Annotated in this window: 15 protein-coding genes; 5 read left to right on the top strand and 10 right to left on the bottom strand. The window is 63.5% G+C overall.

Annotated elements, in window-relative coordinates:
- Positions 1-17: 17 nt before the first annotated feature.
- Positions 18-1589 (top strand): S10 family peptidase, encoded by a 1572-nt coding sequence (locus B3H86_RS11825; protein ID WP_292054167.1) that lies wholly within the window; start codon positions 18-20, stop codon positions 1587-1589.
- 61 nt (positions 1590-1650) lie between these two features.
- Here the strand turns inward: B3H86_RS11825 and purM are convergent, their stop codons facing one another.
- Entirely contained in the window at positions 1651-2688 is a 1038-nt protein-coding gene (purM, locus tag B3H86_RS11820; protein WP_292054164.1) for a phosphoribosylformylglycinamidine cyclo-ligase, read from the bottom strand.
- A gap of 80 nt (positions 2689-2768) precedes the next feature.
- On the opposite strand from purM, the gene rnd reads away from it, so the two are divergent.
- Positions 2769-3923 (top strand): ribonuclease D, encoded by a 1155-nt coding sequence (rnd, locus tag B3H86_RS11815; protein ID WP_292054162.1) that lies wholly within the window; start codon positions 2769-2771, stop codon positions 3921-3923.
- Positions 3924-3985: 62 nt separating this feature from the next.
- On the opposite strand, the gene B3H86_RS11810 is transcribed toward rnd, so the two are convergent.
- Genes B3H86_RS11810 through B3H86_RS11800 form a run of 3 tightly spaced genes read right to left on the bottom strand, consistent with a single transcriptional unit; the run spans position 3986 to position 8437 of the window.
- Positions 3986-5470, bottom strand: a complete 1485-nt coding sequence (locus tag B3H86_RS11810; protein ID WP_292054160.1) for a Ppx/GppA phosphatase family protein — start codon at positions 5468-5470, stop codon at positions 3986-3988.
- Positions 5470-7698 carry an RNA degradosome polyphosphate kinase gene (locus B3H86_RS11805; RefSeq protein ID WP_292054158.1) on the bottom strand — a complete coding sequence of 743 codons (2229 nt, stop codon included), beginning with the start codon at positions 7696-7698 and terminating at the stop codon, positions 5470-5472. The genes B3H86_RS11810 and B3H86_RS11805 overlap by 1 nt, the downstream gene beginning before the upstream one ends.
- Positions 7699-7753: 55 nt before the next feature.
- Complete coding sequence (locus B3H86_RS11800; RefSeq protein ID WP_292054157.1) at positions 7754-8437, bottom strand: DnaA/Hda family protein; 684 nt, start codon at positions 8435-8437, stop codon at positions 7754-7756.
- 331 nt (positions 8438-8768) lie between these two features.
- Here B3H86_RS11800 and aspS point away from each other — a divergent pair, with 331 nt between their 5' ends.
- On the top strand, positions 8769-10604 hold the full coding sequence (aspS, locus tag B3H86_RS11795) for an aspartate--tRNA ligase (protein WP_292054147.1): 1836 nt from the start codon (positions 8769-8771) through the stop codon (positions 10602-10604).
- An 85-nt stretch (positions 10605-10689) separates the two neighbouring features.
- Here the strand turns inward: aspS and B3H86_RS11790 are convergent, their stop codons facing one another.
- The 3 genes from B3H86_RS11790 to B3H86_RS11780 all read right to left on the bottom strand — a co-directional run bounded on the left by B3H86_RS11790 (position 10690) and on the right by B3H86_RS11780 (position 14599).
- Entirely contained in the window at positions 10690-11463 is a 774-nt protein-coding gene (locus tag B3H86_RS11790) for a pentapeptide repeat-containing protein (protein WP_292054145.1), read from the bottom strand.
- Between the two features lie 86 nt (positions 11464-11549).
- On the bottom strand, positions 11550-12038 hold the full coding sequence (locus B3H86_RS11785) for a pentapeptide repeat-containing protein (RefSeq protein ID WP_292054144.1): 489 nt from the start codon (positions 12036-12038) through the stop codon (positions 11550-11552).
- Positions 12039-12094: 56 nt separating this feature from the next.
- Positions 12095-14599, bottom strand: coding sequence for a TSCPD domain-containing protein (locus tag B3H86_RS11780; protein ID WP_292054143.1), 2505 nt, complete (start codon positions 14597-14599; stop codon positions 12095-12097).
- Between the two features lie 208 nt (positions 14600-14807).
- Here B3H86_RS11780 and B3H86_RS11775 point away from each other — a divergent pair, with 208 nt between their 5' ends.
- Together B3H86_RS11775 and B3H86_RS11770 are read left to right on the top strand one after the other, a co-directional pair.
- Entirely contained in the window at positions 14808-15200 is a 393-nt protein-coding gene (locus B3H86_RS11775) for an NADH:ubiquinone oxidoreductase subunit NDUFA12 (RefSeq protein ID WP_292054140.1), read from the top strand.
- Entirely contained in the window at positions 15197-15865 is a 669-nt protein-coding gene (locus B3H86_RS11770; RefSeq protein WP_292054138.1) for a DUF2155 domain-containing protein, read from the top strand. The genes B3H86_RS11775 and B3H86_RS11770 overlap by 4 nt, the downstream gene beginning before the upstream one ends.
- Positions 15866-15891: 26 nt before the next feature.
- Here the strand turns inward: B3H86_RS11770 and aat are convergent, their stop codons facing one another.
- The 3 genes from aat to accB form a co-directional block, all read right to left on the bottom strand.
- Complete coding sequence (gene aat / locus B3H86_RS11765; protein WP_409450234.1) at positions 15892-16572, bottom strand: leucyl/phenylalanyl-tRNA--protein transferase; 681 nt, start codon at positions 16570-16572, stop codon at positions 15892-15894.
- Positions 16573-16576: 4 nt separating this feature from the next.
- Positions 16577-17929: an acetyl-CoA carboxylase biotin carboxylase subunit gene (gene accC / locus B3H86_RS11760; protein WP_292054136.1), complete on the bottom strand. Its 1353-nt coding sequence runs from the start codon at positions 17927-17929 to the stop codon at positions 16577-16579.
- 8 nt (positions 17930-17937) lie between these two features.
- The coding region (gene accB, locus B3H86_RS11755; RefSeq protein WP_292054134.1) for an acetyl-CoA carboxylase biotin carboxyl carrier protein at positions 17938-18320 on the bottom strand (383 nt) is incomplete at its 5' end.

Below are 18320 nucleotides of genomic sequence, written 5' to 3'. Positions count from 1 at the left end.
TTGGGAGGGGGATTTCCATGCGTAGACTGATCGTTGCGGCCTGTGCCGCGACCTTGCTGGCCGCGCCGTTCGCGGCACAAGCCCAGGAGGGCGGGCGCACGGCGGCGGATCGCAATCGCAATGCGGTGGCCGAGGATATCGAGAAGAACTGGGTCCGCCCCTCTGCCGAGGAGCGTGAGGTCACCACCAGCCACTCGATCACCGCCCACGGCAAACGCCTGAACTACAAGGCGACGGCGGGAACGCTGACGGTGCGCAACGATGCGGGCATGCCCACGGCCAGCCTGTTCTATGTGGCCTATACGCTGGATGGCCAGCCGGTGGGCTCGCGTCCGGTCACCTATATGTTCAACGGTGGGCCCGGTTCGCCTTCGGTCTGGCTGCATATGGGGGCCTTCGGTCCGGTACGTGTCCTGACCGACGATCCGGTGGTCGAGCGTCCGGCACCGTTCCGCATGGGGCCGAACGATATGACCCTGCTGGACAAGACCGACCTTGTGTTCATCGACATGGTGGGCGCGGGCTATTCGCGTCCGCTGGGCGAGGGGACGGGGGCCGCGCACTGGGGCGTTGATGGCGACGTCGACACCTTTGCCCGCGCCATCCTGCGCTACACCACCAAGTTCAACCGCTGGTCGAGCCCGAAATTCATTCTGGGCGAAAGCTACGGCACGCTGCGGGCAGGCGCTCTTGCCTATCAGCTCGAAGACCGTGGCATGTCGCTGAATGGCGTCATCCTGCTGTCGTCGATCATGAACTATGGCGTGCGTCAGTCAGGATATCCGAATAATTTCGTGACCCTGCTGCCGACCTATGCGGCGACGGCCTGGTACCACAATGCCATCAACCGCAATGGCGTGACGCTGGAACAGCACGTCCAGCGCGCCCGCGAATATGCCATCGGCAAGTACAATGCCGCGCTGAACAAGGGCCATTTCATCTCGGATCAGGAACGCGCCGAGGTGGCCCGCGAGCTGTCCGCCCTGATCGGTCTGGACCCGGCCTTCATCGAACAGGCCAACCTGCGGGTGGAGCTCAGCCCGTTCCGCAAGGAGTTGCTGCGTGACCGCCGCCAGACCGTGGGCCGCCTGGATACCCGCTATACCGGCATCGATGCCAGCCATGTCACCGGATCGCCCGAGGAAGATCCGGCGTCCAGTGCCGTGACGGGCCACTATTTCGGGGTGTTCCGCGACTATATCGCCAATACCCTGAACTTCCGGACCGATCTGGACTATCGACAGTCGGCGCGCGGATTGCCGGGGTTTGACTGGAACTGGTCGCACCGCTCGCCGCTGGGGGGTGTCCAGACGACACCGAATACGGCGGTTGATCTGGCGGCAGTGATCCGTCGCAATCCCCATGTGAAGGTGCTGGCGCTGAACGGCTATTACGATGCCGCCACGCCCTTCTTCTCGACCGAGTACGATCTGGCCCAGATGATGCTGGAGCCGCACCTGCGTCGGAATATCCAGTTCACCTACTATGAGGGCGGACACATGATGTACACCAGCCGCGAACCGCTGGAGCAGCTGTACCGCGACATGGCGGCCTATTACGACGAGACGTCCAACGGCGGTCTGCGCTGATAGAGAAAAGGCCCCGCAGAGCGATCTGCGGGGCCTGTTTCTTTAGCGGGACCGGGAAGCCTTAGGCTTCGACCAGCTGCCCGCAGATAAAGGCTTCCTCGCCCGCGTTCAGCAGGGCGGCGAGGATCGGCTCGGAGTTCTCCGGCGAGGCGATCAGGATGAAGCCCACGCCGCAGTTGAAGGTGCGGTGCATTTCGCGGGTTTCGATCTCGCCCACTTGCTGCAGCCATTGGAACACCGGCGGCATTTCCCATGCGTTCCAGTCGAACTCGGCCTTCAGGCCCTCGACGATGCAGCGCGGCGGGTTTTCGATCAGGCCACCGCCCGTGATGTGGGCACCGGCCTTGACCAGACCAGCCTTCATCAGCGGCAAGACCGACTTCACATAGATGCGGGTCGGCTCCATCAGGGCTTCGGCCAGCGTCTTGCCCTCGGCGAACGGCGCGGCACCGTTCCAGCCCAGACCCGACTTCTCGACCACCTTGCGGACCAGCGAATAGCCATTCGAGTGCGGACCCGACGAGCCGATGCCGATGATGACGTCACCGGCCTTTTGCTGGTCGAGGTAGGGCAGGACCTGACCGCGCTCCACCGCACCGATCGAGAAGCCGGCGAGGTCGTAGTCGGAGCCTTCGTACATGCCCGGCATTTCGGCGGTCTCGCCACCGACAAGGGCCGAACCCGACTGGCGGCAGCCCTCGGCGATGCCGGCGACGACGCGCTTGGCGGCGTCCACGTCCAGTTTTCCGGTGGCGTAGTAGTCGAGGAACATCAGCGGTTCCGCACCCTGCGCCAGCAGGTCGTTGACGCACATGGCCACCAGATCGATGCCGACGCCGTCATGCATGCCCGTTTCAATGGCGATCTTCAGCTTTGTGCCGACGCCATCGGTGGTCGAGACGATCAGCGGATCGTTGAAGCCCGCGGCCTTGAGGTCGAACAGGGCACCGAAACCGCCCAGCGATGCCTCGGCACCCGGACGGCGGGTCGATTTCGCCAGCGGTTTAATGGCATCGACGAGGCGTTCACCAGCGTCGATATCCACGCCAGCAGAGGCGTAAGTCAGGCCGGTTTTGGGGGCTTCGAAGGTGTCGCTCATCGGTCACGGCTCAAAAACAGGGACGAAAAATTGCCGTAGCCTCTTGCCACGACGCTGTCGTGCGGCGCTATAGCACCAACATGACGCCAATCACCACCAATGACGCACTGATTTCTTTCTGCGAGCGTTTGGCCAAGGCCCCGTTTATTACCGTTGATACGGAATTCATGCGGGAAACGACCTATTGGCCGAAGCTGTGCCTGATTCAGGCCGCTGCGTCCCCGACCGATGCCGCGATCATCGACCCTCTCGCCGAGGGTCTGGATCTGGAGCCGTTCCTCGCCATCCTGCGCGACGAATCGATTCTCAAGGTTTTCCACGCCGCCCGTCAGGACGTCGAAATCTTCAACCGTCTGGGTGCGATGCCGCGTCCGATGTTTGATACCCAGGTCGCCGCCATGGCCGCCGGTTTCGGCGATCAGGTTTCCTATGAGGCACTGGTTCGCCAGATGCTGCGTCAGGAACTGGACAAGGGCAGCCGTTTCACCGACTGGGCACGCCGCCCGCTGTCGGAAGCGCAGCTGACCTATGCTCTGGGTGACGTGACGCACCTCGCGGCCCTCTATCCCAAGCTGCGCGACCGCCTGCAAAAGGATGGCCGTCTGGACTGGGTGATGGGCGAGATGGACGCTCTGGTCGATCCGGCCCTTTATGACACCACGCCCGAGAATGCGTGGAAGCGTCTGAAGCCCAAGAAGTTCAACGCCAAATATCTGGCGGCCTTTGTGGCCACCGCCGTCTGGCGCGAACGCACCGCGCAGGAACGCGACCAGCCGCGCGGCCGTATCCTCAAGGACGAGGGGATCGACGAAATCGCCGTCCAGACCCCGACCGATCCGGACGCCTTCAACCGCCTGCGTTCGGTGCCCAAGGGTTTCGGTGCCTCGCGCATGGGGCTGGAACTGGCTGCGGAACTCAAGCGCGTGCTGGCCGATCCGGAAGCCCACGCGCCCAAGCTGGAACGCCCCAGCGCCCAACAACCGGCCCCGCCGTCGGTGGTTGAACTGCTGAAGGTGCTGCTGAAGGCCAAGAGCGACAACGAAGGCGTGGCCTCCAAGCTGATCGCCACCGTGTCGGACCTCGAAAAGATCGCCCTGAACGACGATGCCGATATCGAAGCCATGAAGGGATGGCGTCGCAAGATGTTCGGTGAGGACGCGCTGAAGCTCAAGCGCGGCGAGATCGCCCTGGTCCTGAACGGATCGCGCGTCGAGATCGTCGAGATCGAAGACTGAACGTCTTCTATCGAGTGCCAATGAAAAGGGACCGTAGTTACTGGCTGCGGTCCCTTTTGGTTTTAGAACTCCGCCAGTTCCAAACCCATCGCGTCGGCCAGAGCCTTGGCGCGGCGGCGGGTCTGGCTGCCCAGCAGCATGGAGCCATAGCCCTTGACGGCGGTGACGCGCAGCGTGCCCTTGCTGATGGAGATGGCGGCATTGGACAGCAGTTGCGGAGAGCGTCCCGACAGGTCGCAGGCCAGCCGCATGGCCAGACCCAGCGCGCGCGCGCGTTTGACGCCAGCGGGGTGCAACAACCGATCTACGACGCCGGGCTTGTGTACCGTGTTGGCTCCGCCATATCGGGCATACATGGCGGTGGCGAGGAAGGCGCGCTCGGCGTGGTTCTGACCGGCGATGGGGGACCAAAGAACCTGATCGAACACCAGTTCGGGCCGGTGGTCGGGGTGCAGACGGGCACCGATATCGGCCAGTCGGCACACCGACGACATCAAAAGCGCATCGCGCTCCTCGTCAAAGGCTTCAGGCAGGGCGGAGGCTATGGGCTGAAGCCAGCCGTCAAGCGCGCGCGGCAGGGCAGGGTCCACCCCCTGACGACCGCCCCATGCGGAGCAACCGGCCAGAAGCGGATCAATGGCCCGCACGTGATCATCCAGACCGGCATGCAACAGGCCCTCGCGCACACCCCATGCCGAGAAATGGATCGTCTCGAAGCCGAGACGGTCGATCAGGCATTTCAGGTTGAGGGCGGCGTAGGGAAGGGTCTCCGCACGACGCTTGGACACGCCGGGGTGTTTTTCCAGACTGGCGCGGGATTGGGCGATGACACGGTCCGCCAGCTCGCGCGCCTCATCGGCTGTCATCGCATACTGGTGGACGATGCGCAGGGGATGGTCGGTCATCTCCATATGCATCTGGGCCAGGGTACGCCATGCGCCGCCGACCGCATTGAAGGTGCGTGAGCGGTAATCATCGGTAACCGTGGCCAGCACCTTGTTGATGCGGTTTTCCACGCGCTTGGCGTCGAAATCCTTGCTGCCCGCCAGAACAAAGGGCCCCAAGGGCAGGGTGATGCCCGGTCCCGTCGCACCCAGACGGTTCAGCTCCAGACTGGCACCGCCAAGATCGCCCACGACCCCACGCGCCGTAGGATCACCGGCACGGACACCCAGCGCGGCATAGCGGGCTTCTTCCTCGCCGGTAAGCACACGGATATCGAGGCCGGTTTCCTCATAGACGCGCTCGCAGAAGGCCGGGCCGTCGCTGGCCTCGCGCACGGCGGCGGTGGCGGCGGTCAACACCATATCGGGTTGCACGCCCTCGATCACCGCCGAAAAGCGGCGCAGGGCGACCATCGCCATGTCCACGCCCGGACCGTACAGCTTGCCCGTCACGGCGATGTCGCGCCCCAGACCTGCCAGCACCTTTTCGTTGAACATGGTCCAGACGGCCCGACCCTCCAGCCGGTACAGCACAAGGCGGACCGAGTTGGAGCCGATATCGATGACGGCGATCTGGCGCGAAGGGTACTCGATTTCTGGCATCAGCCGGCCTTGTTGGAGCGGGAGTTGCTGTAGGACAGGGTGGCGGGCAGGGTCTTCACCTTGCGGCCGCGGCCGGACAGGCTGGGGTTGGTCATGAAGTATTTGTGTGCCGAGAACGGGCGCTCGCTGCCCGAGGAGACGACCCGGACATAGCTGCCGTCAGGTTGCAGGGTCCACGATTGCAGGTCGTCCTTGAGGTTGGCGACCATGATCTGGTCCAGAACCTGATCGTGGACGGTGTGGTTCAGGATCGGGGTCATCAACTCGACACGGCGTTCCAGATTGCGCGGCATCCAGTCGGCGGACGAGATGAACAGCCTGGCCTTGTTGGTCGGCAGGTCATGACCGTTAGCGAAGGCCACGATCCGGCTGTGCTCAAGGAAGCGGCCGACAATGGACTTCACCCGGATATTCTCAGACAGGCCCTTCACGCCCGGACGCAGGCAGCAGATTCCGCGCACCACCAGTTCGATCCGCACGCCCCACTGGCTGGCCCTGTAAAGGGCGTCGATGATTTCAGGGTCCACGACCGAGTTCATCTTGGCCCAGATGGCCGCGGGTTTGCCCATTGCGGCTGCCGACATCTCCTTGCCGATCAGTTCCAGCAGGGTGGACTTCATGTTCAGCGGCGAGACGACCAGGCCTTCCAACTCGTCAGGCGCGGCATAACCGGTGATGTAGTTGAAGACCCGCGTGGCATCGCGGCCCAACCTCTGGTCGCAGGTGAACAGGCTGAGGTCGGTGTAAATCTTGGCCGTAACCGGATGATAGTTGCCCGTACCGAAGTGGCAGTAGGTCCGCAGGGCCTCGCCCTCGCGGCGGACCACGACGCTGAGCTTGGCGTGTGTCTTGTATTCGACGAAGCCGAACACGACATGGACGCCCGCCCGTTCCATCTGGCGGGCCCAGCGCAGGTTGGCCTCTTCGTCAAAGCGGGCCTTGAGTTCGATCAGGGCGGTGACGTTCTTGCCCGCCTCGGCGGCCTCGATCAGGGCCGCGACAATCGGACTGTCCTTGGAGGTACGGTACAGGGTCTGTTTGATGGCGATGACGTTTGGATCGCGCGCGGCCTGACGCAGGAACTGCACCACCACATCGAAGCTTTCGAACGGGTGGTGGATCAGCATGTCCTTTTCGCGGATGGCGGCGAAGACATCGCCGCCGTTGTCGCGCACACGCTCCGGATAGCGCGGCTCATACCCCTTGAACTTGAGTTCGGGATGGCCCGCGGGGATCAGTTCCGACAGTTGCGCCAGACCCAGCATACCATCAACGATCACCACGTCCTGAGGCTGGGCGTTGAGTTCGCCGACAATAAATTCCCTTAGATCATCAGGCATTTCCGCCTGAATCTTGATGCGCACGACCGAGCCGAGCCGGCGCTGTTTCAACGCCTCTTCGAACTCCATCACCAGGTCTTCGGCCTCTTCCTCGATTTCGATATCGGAATCGCGGATCAGGCGGAACAGACCCTTCTCCAGCACCTCGCAGCCGGGGAAGAGGTGGTCGATGAAGGTCAGCAGCAGACCTTCCAGCGGCACATAGCGCGTCTTGCCGGGGGTAGAGCGGCCATCGGTCGGCAGGGCCCAGAAGCGGCGCACCTGCGTCGGCACAGGCACCAGCGCATAGAGCACGCGCTGGTCGCTGTTGCGGCGCAGCTTCAGCGCCAGCGAGAAGCCGAGGTTGGGCAGGAAGGGGAAGGGGTGCGCCGGATCGATGGCCATCGGCGTCAGAACCGCGAACAGGCGGTTCAGGAACTCAGGTTCCAGTCGTTCGCGCTCGGTCTTGGTGATCTTTCCGGCATCGACGATCTCGATGCCGGCATGCGCCATCTCGCGCCTCAGAACACGCCATTGCCTTTGCTGTTCGGCCATCAAGCTGCCAGCGGCTGCGTTGACCTTTTCCAGCTGTTCGGCGGGCGTCAGGCCATCGGGCGACACCACACGCACATGCTCGCGCACCTGTCCTTTCAGGCCCGCGACACGGGTCATGAAGAATTCGTCGAGGTTGTTGGCCGAGATCGAGAGGAATCGCACCCGCTCCAGAAGGGGGTGGGCTTCGTTCGCCGCCTCTTCCAGCACACGACCGTTGAAGGCCAGCCACGAAAGCTCGCGGTTGATGAACCGCTGGGGCGAGGCCAGAAGCTCTTGGTCCAGCTCTAGCTGGGGAGCGCGGGACGAGGGAACGTCCTCGCCGGCCTTGGTCGTGGTGGGGGTGAAATCGGTCATAACCGATTAGTCGCTCGCGAGCGTGACGTCTGCAAGCGCGTTTGGACTGAAAACTTTAGGAAAGTCCTGCGGTAAAATCGCCTTCTAGAACCTGACGGGCCAAAACGCGCGTCACGGGGCGGTGGTACATGTCCAGACGGTCCACGATCATCTCCGCCGACTGGGCCGAACGGTCGATACGGCGCACCAGATATTCGATCACACCATCGCCGGGCACGATATTGCGGGCGGCAAAGCTACGTTTCAGCATGGCGGCGAGGATGACGTCATCGGGTACCTCGACCGCAATGGTGCGGACAGAGTTTAGGCGCGACTTCAGATCGGGCAGGCGTACCATCCACGACGCGGGCGGATCGCGCGACACCATCAAAAGGGCACCGCCACCGGACTGCGTCAGGTTGATCAGGTGGAACAGGGCCTCGTCATCGGCCCCTTCGGCCTCTTCCAGCAGGACCGGACGGCCTTCCAGTTCCAGCGGGTCGCACCATGCCGCTTCCTCGCCATGCAGGGCGATGGCCCCGACGCGCTCGACCCATGCGGCGGCCATATGGCTCTTGCCACTGCCGGCAGGGCCGTACAGCGCCATGATGGAGCCCGGCTCTGACGGCCAGTCTTCAAGGGCCTCTGCGGCCACGGCGTTGGAAGTCGAGACTTCCAGATCCGAGGCACGGCGCGACGTCTCCTGCTTTAGCGGGAGGCGTAGCTGCATCTGGGCCATATGAGCGCGATCTGCGGACATGACCTTTTCATACCAAGGTGTGATCGGGCCGTAAGGGGGTGCCCTCTGTTGGGACCGTGGACGGAAGGGCGGGAATTGTGGATCAAACCTTCCCCTGTGGGCGGTTCTGGCGACGCCCTGTGGGAAAATTCACCGCCTCTGTGGTCGGATGGGGAAGAACTGGCGTGACGGTGTTGGGCGAGTGCTGCCCGTGGAATCGGGCAACACCGAAAAACACGGCATCAGCCACTCTATAGTGGGCGCTCGAAACTTGACATTCGGGGGCAATAATGCGCCCTACGCCTTCAATTTTCCGCCGCGCGCGCGGCGCCTCCTGTCTGATCGATTCAATATGCACGCCTACCGCTCCCATACCTGCGGCGCGCTCCGCGCCTCTGATGCTGGTTCTTCCGTCCGCCTGTCGGGCTGGGTTCACCGTAAGCGTGACCACGGTGGCCTGCTGTTCATCGACCTGCGCGACCACTACGGCCTGACCCAGCTGGTCCTGCACCCCGAAACCCCGGGCTTTGAAGCCGTCGAGCGCCTGCGCGCCGAAAGCGTCATCAAGATCGACGGTGAAGTCGTTCTGCGCGAGGAAGGCACCGTCAACGCCAACCTGCCGACCGGCGAGATCGAAGTCCGCGTCAAGGGCGTCGAAATCCTGTCGGAAGCTGCCGAGCTGCCGCTGCCGGTCTTTGGCGAGCCGGAATATCCGGAAGAAATCCGCCTGAAGAACCGCTTCCTCGACCTGCGCCGCGAGACCCTGCACAAGAACATCGTGCTGCGCTCCAAGGTGATCCACTCGATCCGCCAGCGCATGGTCAACCAAGGCTTCCTTGAGTACCAGACCCCGATCCTGACGGCCTCGTCGCCGGAAGGCGCCCGCGACTTCCTTGTGCCGTCGCGTATGCACCCGGGCAAGTTTTACGCCCTGCCGCAGGCTCCGCAGCAGTTCAAGCAGCTGCTGATGGTGTCGGGCTTCGACCGCTACTTCCAGATCGCACCGTGCTTCCGTGACGAAGACCTGCGCGCCGACCGTTCGCTGGAATTCTACCAGCTCGACGTGGAAATGAGCTTCGTCACGCAGGACGACGTGTTCCAGGCGATCGAGCCGCTGATGCACGGCCTGTTCACCGAGTTCGGTGAAGGCAAGCCGGTGTCGCCAATCGACCAGACCCACAGCTTCACCAACGACTTCGGCCAGACCATCGAGCACAAGGGCTTCGAGCGTCTGACCTACGAACAGTCGATGAAGTGGTACGGTTCGGACAAGCCGGACCTGCGTAACCCGATCAAGATGCAGGACGTCTCGGAACACTTCCGTGACGGCGGCTTCGGTCTGTTCGCCAAGATCCTCGGCGCTGACGCCAAAAACGCTGTCTGGGCCATTCCTGCCCCGACCGGTGGTTCGCGCGCCTTCTGCGACCGCATGAACTCGTGGGCGCAGGGCGAAGGCCAGCCGGGCCTCGGCTACATCTTCTGGTCGGACGACCAAGGTGCATGGGGCGGCCCGATCGCCAAGAACCTCGGCCAGGAACCGACCGAAGCCCTGATGGCTTCGCTGGGCCTCGGTAAGGGCGACGCCGCCTTCTTCACCGCCGGTGATCCGGCTGTGTTCGCCAAGTTCGCTGGCCTTGCCCGTACCCGCGTCGGTACCGAGCTGAAGCTGGTGGACGAGAACCAGTTCAAATTCTGCTGGATCGTCGACTTCCCGATGTTCGAGTGGAACGATGACGAGAAGAAGGTCGACTTCTCGCACAACCCGTTCTCGATGCCGCAAGGTGGTCTGGAAGCGCTGGAGAACCAGGACCCGCTCACCATCCGCGCCTTCCAGTACGACATCGTCTGCAACGGCTATGAGCTGTGCTCGGGCGCGATCCGTAACCACAAGGCCGAGATCATGCTCAAGGCCTTCGAGATCGCTGGGTACGACGCTTCGGTCGTCGAAGAGCAGTTCGGTGGCATGCTGACCGCCTTCCGTTACGGCGCACCGCCGCACGGTGGTCTGGCTCCGGGCATCGACCGTATCGTCATGCTGCTGGCTGGCGAAACCGCCATCCGCGAAGTCATTGCCTTCCCGCTGAACCAGCAGGGCCAGGACCTGCTGATGAACGCTCCGGCCGAGGTCGAAGAGCGTCAGCTGAAGGAACTGTCGATCCGTACCCAACTGCCGCTCAAGTCTGCTTGAGCGGCGGGGCCGGACGGTCACTGACAAATGAAAAGGGGCGGTCCGGTCGGATCGCCCCTTTTTCGTATTTGGATATAAGCGCGGCCTAGCAGGTGCGGACGGTGATGCCGCTGGGTAGGGAAGTGGTGCGGTCACCGCAGGCCAGATTGATCTGTGCCTGCGTCAGATTACGTGCGCCGGACAAATCAGCGCCACGGATGTCGGCACGGCGCAGGGAGGCGTTGTGGAAGTTCGCGCCACGGAAGCTGCTTCCGCGCATGCGCGACATGTCCAGACGGGCGTCGCTGAAATCGGCCTGACTGAAATCGGCACCGCTCAGGTTCGAGGCTGTGATCTGGGCATCGCGGAAGCTGGCGCGGGAGGCGGACACCTGTGTCATGGTGACGCCGAACATGATGCTGTCGTTGGCGTTCACGCGGTCCAATACGGCGTTGGTGAAGTTTGAGCCGCTGACTTCGCTGTTGGACAGGTTGGCGCGGCTCATATTGGCGCGTGTAAAGCCCGACCCCTGCGCCGAGGCACCGGACAGATTGGCGCGGTTCATGTCTGCCCCGGTGAAGTTGGAACCGGCCAGTTGGGCCCCGCGCATATCGGCATCGCGGAAGCTCGAACCGTTGAAACTGGACCCTACAAGGGAGGCACCGCGCAGATTCGCACCGATGAGGGTCGAATTGCGGAAAGTGGCACCCGCCATCGTGGCACCTGACAGGTCTCTACCGGACAGTTCGCAATTATTGCAGGTACCACCCAGAGAAATGACGCGGGCGACATCACGCTGTTGCAACGTCACCGCTGCGGCCTGAGATGCAAACGCACCGACGCTGGCGGCGAAGAAAATCGCTGCCGTCGCTGTCTGCAATCTTGTCAAAGCCTTTTTCATAGGCTGCAAGATGCCCCTTAATGCACTGAAACCCTACTTAAATCGTCGTAACAGTCGGGGCGCAATCAGCAAGATGAGATGTTCAAACCTTGTGGAAGTTGTGTCGAACTGTCACCGCATGCACGACTTATCTGAGACATAGACAAGCCGCGCGCACCGCGAAGATCGGAGCCGGACAGATTGGCCCCCTCCAGCTTTGCGCCTGTCCAGTCAGCGTTCCTGAGGGAGGCCCCCACGAGGCTGGCGTTGGTCAGGTCGGCACCTGAAAAATCAGCCCCCTGCATGACCGCACCGAAAGCGTTCAAATCCCTGAGGTCCGCACCGGCCAGCCGTGCACGGTTGAGTACCGTCAGGCTGAGGTCGGCCTGTCTGAGGCGCGCACCGGTCAGGTTCAGATTGCTGCGCTCCAGACGTGTCAAATCCGCCTGAAACAGGTTGCATCGCGGGCAGGACTGTCCGTTTCGAACGCTGTCGATCTGTGCGCGATTTTGGGCCACTGCGGGCGTTGTCGCCAGGGCAAGGACCGTCAGGACGATGGGCAGGCGTATTCTCATGGCACAGAACTCGTGTTCATCGCTGCGTTTGCAGGGAAGACAGCAAGTCGCGTGCCTTAGCCCTGCATCTGGGGGGAAATCCCGCAACTGTCGCAAATCCAGCCGCCGCCACGGTTCTGGAGCGCAAAGTCGCCACATGCCGGACAGGCCGTCGCATCGGGGGCGACCGATGCGGTCGGCGCGGGCGTGCTGGCCTTTTTGCCGAACGGCACGACAACCAGATTGTCCGGGGCCGCGCCACGGGCAAAGCCCTTGGAGATGAAACGTGCCGCAGGCACGGTTTCGGTGCCGGTCTCTGGCTCCAGTCCGTCGGCTCCTGCCGGTGCCGCATTGGCCAGTTCCGAGCGACCCAGATAGGACACGCCCAGTTCACGGAAGATATAGTCGAGGATCGAGGTCGCCGAGCGGATGGAGTCATTGCCCGTCACGCGGCCCGCAGGCTCGAAACGGGTGAAGACGAAGGCATCGACAAACTCGTCCAGCGGCACGCCGTATTGCAGGCCGATACTGATGGCGATGGCGAAATTGTTCATCAGGCTGCGGAAGGCGGCGCCTTCCTTGTGCATGTCGATGAAGATCTCGCCCAGCTCGCCGTCTTCATACTCGCCGGTATGGATATAGACCTTGTGTCCGGCCACGGCGGCCTTCTGGATATAGCCCTTTCGGCGGTCCGGAAGTTTGCGGCGGGTGCGGTCACGTTCGACCACGCGCTCGATGACGCGCGGCGCATCGTTGGGTGCAGGCGCCGATACGCGGGCTGAGGGCTCGTCTGCGAAGTCGAGGCTGAAACCGTCGCCAGCGGGCGGGGCGGCCCGGCGCAGGGTCAGGGCCCGCACGCCTTCGCGTGCCGCGTGTGAAATGGCACGCGCGCCATCCAGCAGGGTTTCATCCCAGTCCAGATCGATCGCGAGCGGCGAGGGCGTGTCGCTGCTGGTGTCCAGTGCGGCGATGATTTCGTCTTCGACGTCTCCGGAACTCAGCGACAGCCAGCCGCGCAGTGGCTCGGGAGCGTCGGCCCATTCGGTCAGATCGGCGTGACCCAGAACAACCTTACGGGTCTTGGCGATATCGTCAGGCCCAAAACCCAGTTGGGGCAGCAAGGGCAGGCCATTGTCGGCATCTATGCCCAGCACGTCATGGATGAAGCCGCTGTCCAGCACGGGACTGCGAAAGGCATCTTCCAGACGCTCGACATGGGCCAGGGCCAGTTCCAGTCCCTCAAGCTCCAGTTCGGTAAAGCCGAGGTCGTGCAGGCTCTCGTGGCTGATCGGTGTATCGCCCGCCAGGGTGCGGATGCCGAACAGGTGGCGCTCCGCCTGTTCGATATCGCCGTCTTGGGCCGCAATCGCACGGGCCAGCGCGGGGCGCAGGCGCAGGGCCTCTTCACCGTCAGCGGTCTGATAGGTATCGCGGTGGGCAAAGGGCGACAGGCCCAGACGAAGGGCCGCTTCGCTCTCGTGCACCATCAGGCGCAGGCCCGCGTGATAGGTTTCCAGGTCGTCGGCGTGACCCAGTACGACAGCGGCGGCGGACGATGCCTCTTCATAGGCTTGACGAACGGCCAGTGTGACCGAGCGGGCCAGACCCGAGGGGCTGTCCATTCCAAGGCGCAGCGCCGTATCGGCGATGCCGCCGAGTGCAAAGGCCATGCGCGGGCGCGGCGCATCGACAAGGGTGCTGGCCAGCGTCCAGACGCGGGTGATTGCCGCGATGGCCGGCAGAAGATCATCGTCGGCATGGGCATGGATGGCCTCTATGTCCAACTGGATGCGGGCTTCCAGATCGCTCTGTGCCAGGGCGATGGCTTCGGCGTGATCGAAGGCGATGGTCACATCGCCCTCTACCGAGGCTTCGGCCAGTTGGCGCGCCAGGGAACCGCCCGCAGCCAGCAGGTCGCGCTGGGCTTCTACGACAAGGCGCGGTGCGTCGGCATCGGCGACGGCACCCAGCGGCTCGCCATCGATGGCGCGCACGATGTCGGCGTGGGTCGCTCCGCAACGTCGGGCCAGTGCGGCGGCACGGCCAAGGGCCGGGTTGGAGTGCGGGGATGTACAGGCCTCGCGCGGGCCCTCGCAGCGGATGACGGCGTCGCGTACGGCGGCCAGTGCTTCATCAATGGCGGTCAGGGCGGTCGAGGCCAGCCGGGCGCCTCTGGCGCGACGGCGGAACTCGTCCAGCCGTACCGGGGCATCCGGCTCGTCCAGTTGCAGCATCTCATATGGGCGGGGGGCGGCAGGCAGGGACGGTGCCTCCAGACCCAGTTTCAGGCTGTGGACCAGAAGTTCCGCACCGGCGGCATCCAGCAGGCCCAGTTCGCGCCCCTTGGCGACAAGAGGGTCGGCCCATTCCCGCAGGGCCTCGAAGACGTTTCCCGATGTGTCGAGACGGCGCGCGGCGGCGGGCGTCAATCGTGGTTCAAGCCAATCCAGCCACGCCTCGGTGCGGGCATCGGTCCAGTCGGCAGGCACGAGGATTTGCGCGACGGACGAGGCCCTCTCGATACGCCGTGATTCCAGTTTTTGACGGATAACGGCATTCGCAAAATCGTACGCGCCACTCATGGATCACCTCCACGCCTGCACCAATATTGCAGCCTAATGGGGTGTTTCACGCTCGCTCAATATATATTGCGGTAGTCGGGGCAGTTACCCCCAAGATATTGGACCAAAGGTTTTTGCGGGATCGCTGGACGTGGCCGCTCTAGGTTTCTATTATCCCCGCGCCCGCAGGACTCCTTCCTGACGGTACGATTGAAGTGAGTTCGACAACGTGCTGAGCAAGATTTTCACCTGGTGGAACGGTGCAACCATTGGCACCCTGTTCACGATCGGCAAGCGTGGCAGCCTGATCGGCACGGACGAGTTCGGCAACCGCTACTATCAGTCGCGCGACAACGTCTCTTACGATGGCCGCAAGCGTCGCTGGGTCATCTATAACGGCTATGCCGAGGCCACCAAGGTTCCGCCGGAATGGCAGGGCTGGCTTCGCTACACCTATGACGAAGCCCCCAGCGAAAAACCACTGCCGCGCAAGGCCTTTGAAAAGGACCACATGCCGAATCTGACCGGCACGCCGTATGCCCGCCGCCCGCAAGGCTCGCTGGCTGCCATCGGCCAACGTCCGGCCGCGACCGGCGACTATCAGGCCTGGACCCCGGAATGAGTTTCCGCGGGGCGCTGCTGGGCGGCATGATTGCCGTTGGTGTGGGTTTGTCCGGTGCGGGCGTAACCGCCGCGCTGATGGACGTGCCGCAAGATGCAGTCCCCGCATCCCAGGATCCGGTGGGCGATGCCCTGCGGGCCGCGCAACAGCAGCAGACCCCGCCGCAGACGCCTGCCCAGCCTGCACAGCCTTCCGCTCAGGATATCCCCGCAGGATCGACCGGTATTACGGTCGTCGATCCTGTTGCGGCCACCCCGCAGGAAGAAGTGCCCGCAGAAGAACTGGTCGAGGAAGAGGCGGTTGAGGGCGCTCCACCGGCTGCCGAAACCGTCGAGCCGACAGTGCGCCGTCGTCATCGCGTGGCCTTGATCCAGGCGATCGACAAGACCACCGCCGAAACCATGCAGTTCGAGGTCGAGGTGGGCGGACGTCCGGTCCGTTTCGCCAAGAGCCTGATCTTCAAGGTCCGCGCCTGCGAGGTGACGGGTCCGAACGAACTGACCGAGGATGCCATCGCCTATGTCGAAGCGGGTATCCAGCCTCGTGCCGAACGTGCATCGACCGAGGCACGCCAGATTTTCAAAGGCTGGATGTTCGCATCCTCGCCCAGCCTGAACGGCCTGGAACACCCCGTTTATGACGCGTGGGTGGTGGGCTGTAAGTAGCGATTAAAGGCGGCTGGGCCTGACTTCTAGGCCAGTGCCGTCTCCACGGCGTCTTTTCCAGACATCGGTACAACCAGAGACGCCACATCGGCATCGCGCCGCAGGGCGGGAGCGAGTTTGCGCAGGTATGCCTGTTGCGGAATTTCCTGCGCGCCGAACTGGCTGAGGTGCTCGGTGATGAACTGGGCATCCAGAAGGGTGAAGCCCGCGCGCTTCAGGCGTGCCACCAGATGCACCAAGGCCACCTTTGACGCGTCGGTGCGGCGGCTGAACATGCTCTCGCCGAAAAAGGCGCTGCCCAGCGTCACGCCATAAAGCCCGCCGACCAGCACCTCGTCCTGCCAGCATTCCACGCTGTGGGCATGGCCGCGCGCGTGAAGCTCGGCATAGAGGCGTCGGATGGGGGCGTTGATCCACGTATCCTCGCGGCCCTTGGCGGGCGCGGCACAGGCATCCACAACGGCAAGGAAGGCCGTGTTCACGCGGATGTCGAACGGTTCCTGACGGACCGTGCGCCTGAGGCGGGTAGGGATATGGAAGCTATCCAGCGGAAAGATGCCGCGCTGGTCCGGCTCAACGAGAAAGACGCGGGGATCATCCCGCGCCTCGCCCATAGGAAAGACCCCGTTAGCATAGCAACGAAGGAGGGCGTCGGCGTCAAACACCTCGCGCTCCGTCGCGCTGAAAACGGGGTCGTCCTCTTCGATCAAATCAGGCTTTCGCCTTTTGGGCAGCGGCCCATTTTTCCAGCCAGTGGATGTCGTAGTCGCCCGACAGGATGTCCGGCTCTTGCAACAGCTTCTGGAACAGCGGGATGGTGGTATCCACGCCGCCGACAACCGTCTCGCCCAGAGCGCGCTTGAGGCGGGCCAGAGCTTCCTCGCGGTCGCGGCCATGCACGATCAGCTTGCCGATCAGGCTGTCGTAGTAGGGCGGGATCGAATAGCCCGAGAAGATCGCGCTATCCAGACGCACACCCAGACCGCCCGGAGCATGGAAATCGGTCACGGTGCCCGGCGACGGGGTGAAGGTTTCGGCGTTCTCGGCGTTGATACGCACTTCGATCGCGTGGCCCTTGAACTGTACGTCTTCCTGCGTGAACGACAGCGGCAGACCGGCGGCGATACGAATCTGTTCGCGCACCAGATCGACGCCCGTGATCATTTCGGTGACCGGGTGTTCGACCTGCAGACGGGTGTTCATCTCGATGAAGAAGAACTCGCCATCTTCCCACAGGAACTCGATGGTGCCGACGCCGAGGTAGCCGATGGCGGCAATGGCCTTGTTGACCACTTCACCGATCTTGGCACGGCCTTCCGCCGACAGGGCAGGCGACGGGGCCTCTTCCAGTACCTTCTGGTGGCGGCGTTGCAGCGAGCAGTCACGTTCGCCGAGGTGGACCACGTTACCGTGGCTGTCGGCGATGACCTGGATCTCGATGTGGCGCGGCTTCTGGAGGTAGCGTTCCATATAGACGGCACCGTTGCCGAAGGCGGCCAGCGCCTCGGACTGTGCGGTCTGGACGGCCTCGACCAGATCGTCGGCGGTCATGGCGACCTTCATGCCGCGACCGCCACCGCCAGCGGCAGCCTTGACGATCAGCGGGAAGCCGATGGTCTTGGACGCTTCGATGGCCTGTTCGACGGTCTCGACCTCGCCATCCGAACCCGGAACGACGGGAATGCCGGCGTCCTTGACGGTCTGTTTGGCGGTGATCTTGTCACCCATGACACGGATGTGTTCCGGCTTGGGACCGATGAAGGTCATGCCGTGGGCTTCGATGATCTCGGCGAAGCGGGCGTTTTCCGACAGGAAGCCGTAACCCGGGTGGATCGCCTGCGCGCCGGTGATTTCGGCGGCGGCGATGATCTGCGGGATGTTCAGATACGACTTGGCCGCCGGAGCCGGACCGATGCAGACGCTCTCGTCGGCCAGACGCACCCACATGGCACCGCGGTCGGCTTCCGAGTGGATGGCCACCGTCGAGATGCCCATTTCCTTACAGGCGCGATGCACCCGAAGGGCGATTTCGCCGCGGTTGGCGATGAGGACCTTGGTGAACATGGTCAGGCTCAGGCTTCCAGAACGACCAGAGCTTCACCGAACTCGACCGGCTGTGCGTCGCCGACGAGGATTTCAGCCACCACGCCGTCACGCGGAGCGGTGATCGGGTTCATGGTCTTCATGGCTTCGATGATCAGCAGGGTCTGGCCCTTCTTGACCTTGGCACCAGCCGAAACGAACGGCGCGGCACCCGGAGCCGGTTGCAGATAGGCGGTGCCGACCATCGGCGACTTCACTTCCTCACCCGAACGGGCAGCCGGAGCGGCGGCAGCGGCCGGAGCAGCAGCGGCAGGGGCGGCAGCCGGAGCGGCGACCGGAGCCGGAGCGGCGGCGTATTGGACCGGAGCGGCGGCGACGGTGACTTCGCGCTTCACCTTGATCTTCAGATCGT

It is taken from the genome of Brevundimonas sp. UBA5866 (assembly GCF_002432125.1).
In the GTDB taxonomy this organism is placed as follows: domain Bacteria; phylum Pseudomonadota; class Alphaproteobacteria; order Caulobacterales; family Caulobacteraceae; genus Brevundimonas.
Note: the sequence above shows the minus strand (reverse complement) of the source record. Positions and strands in the feature narration are given on the sequence as shown.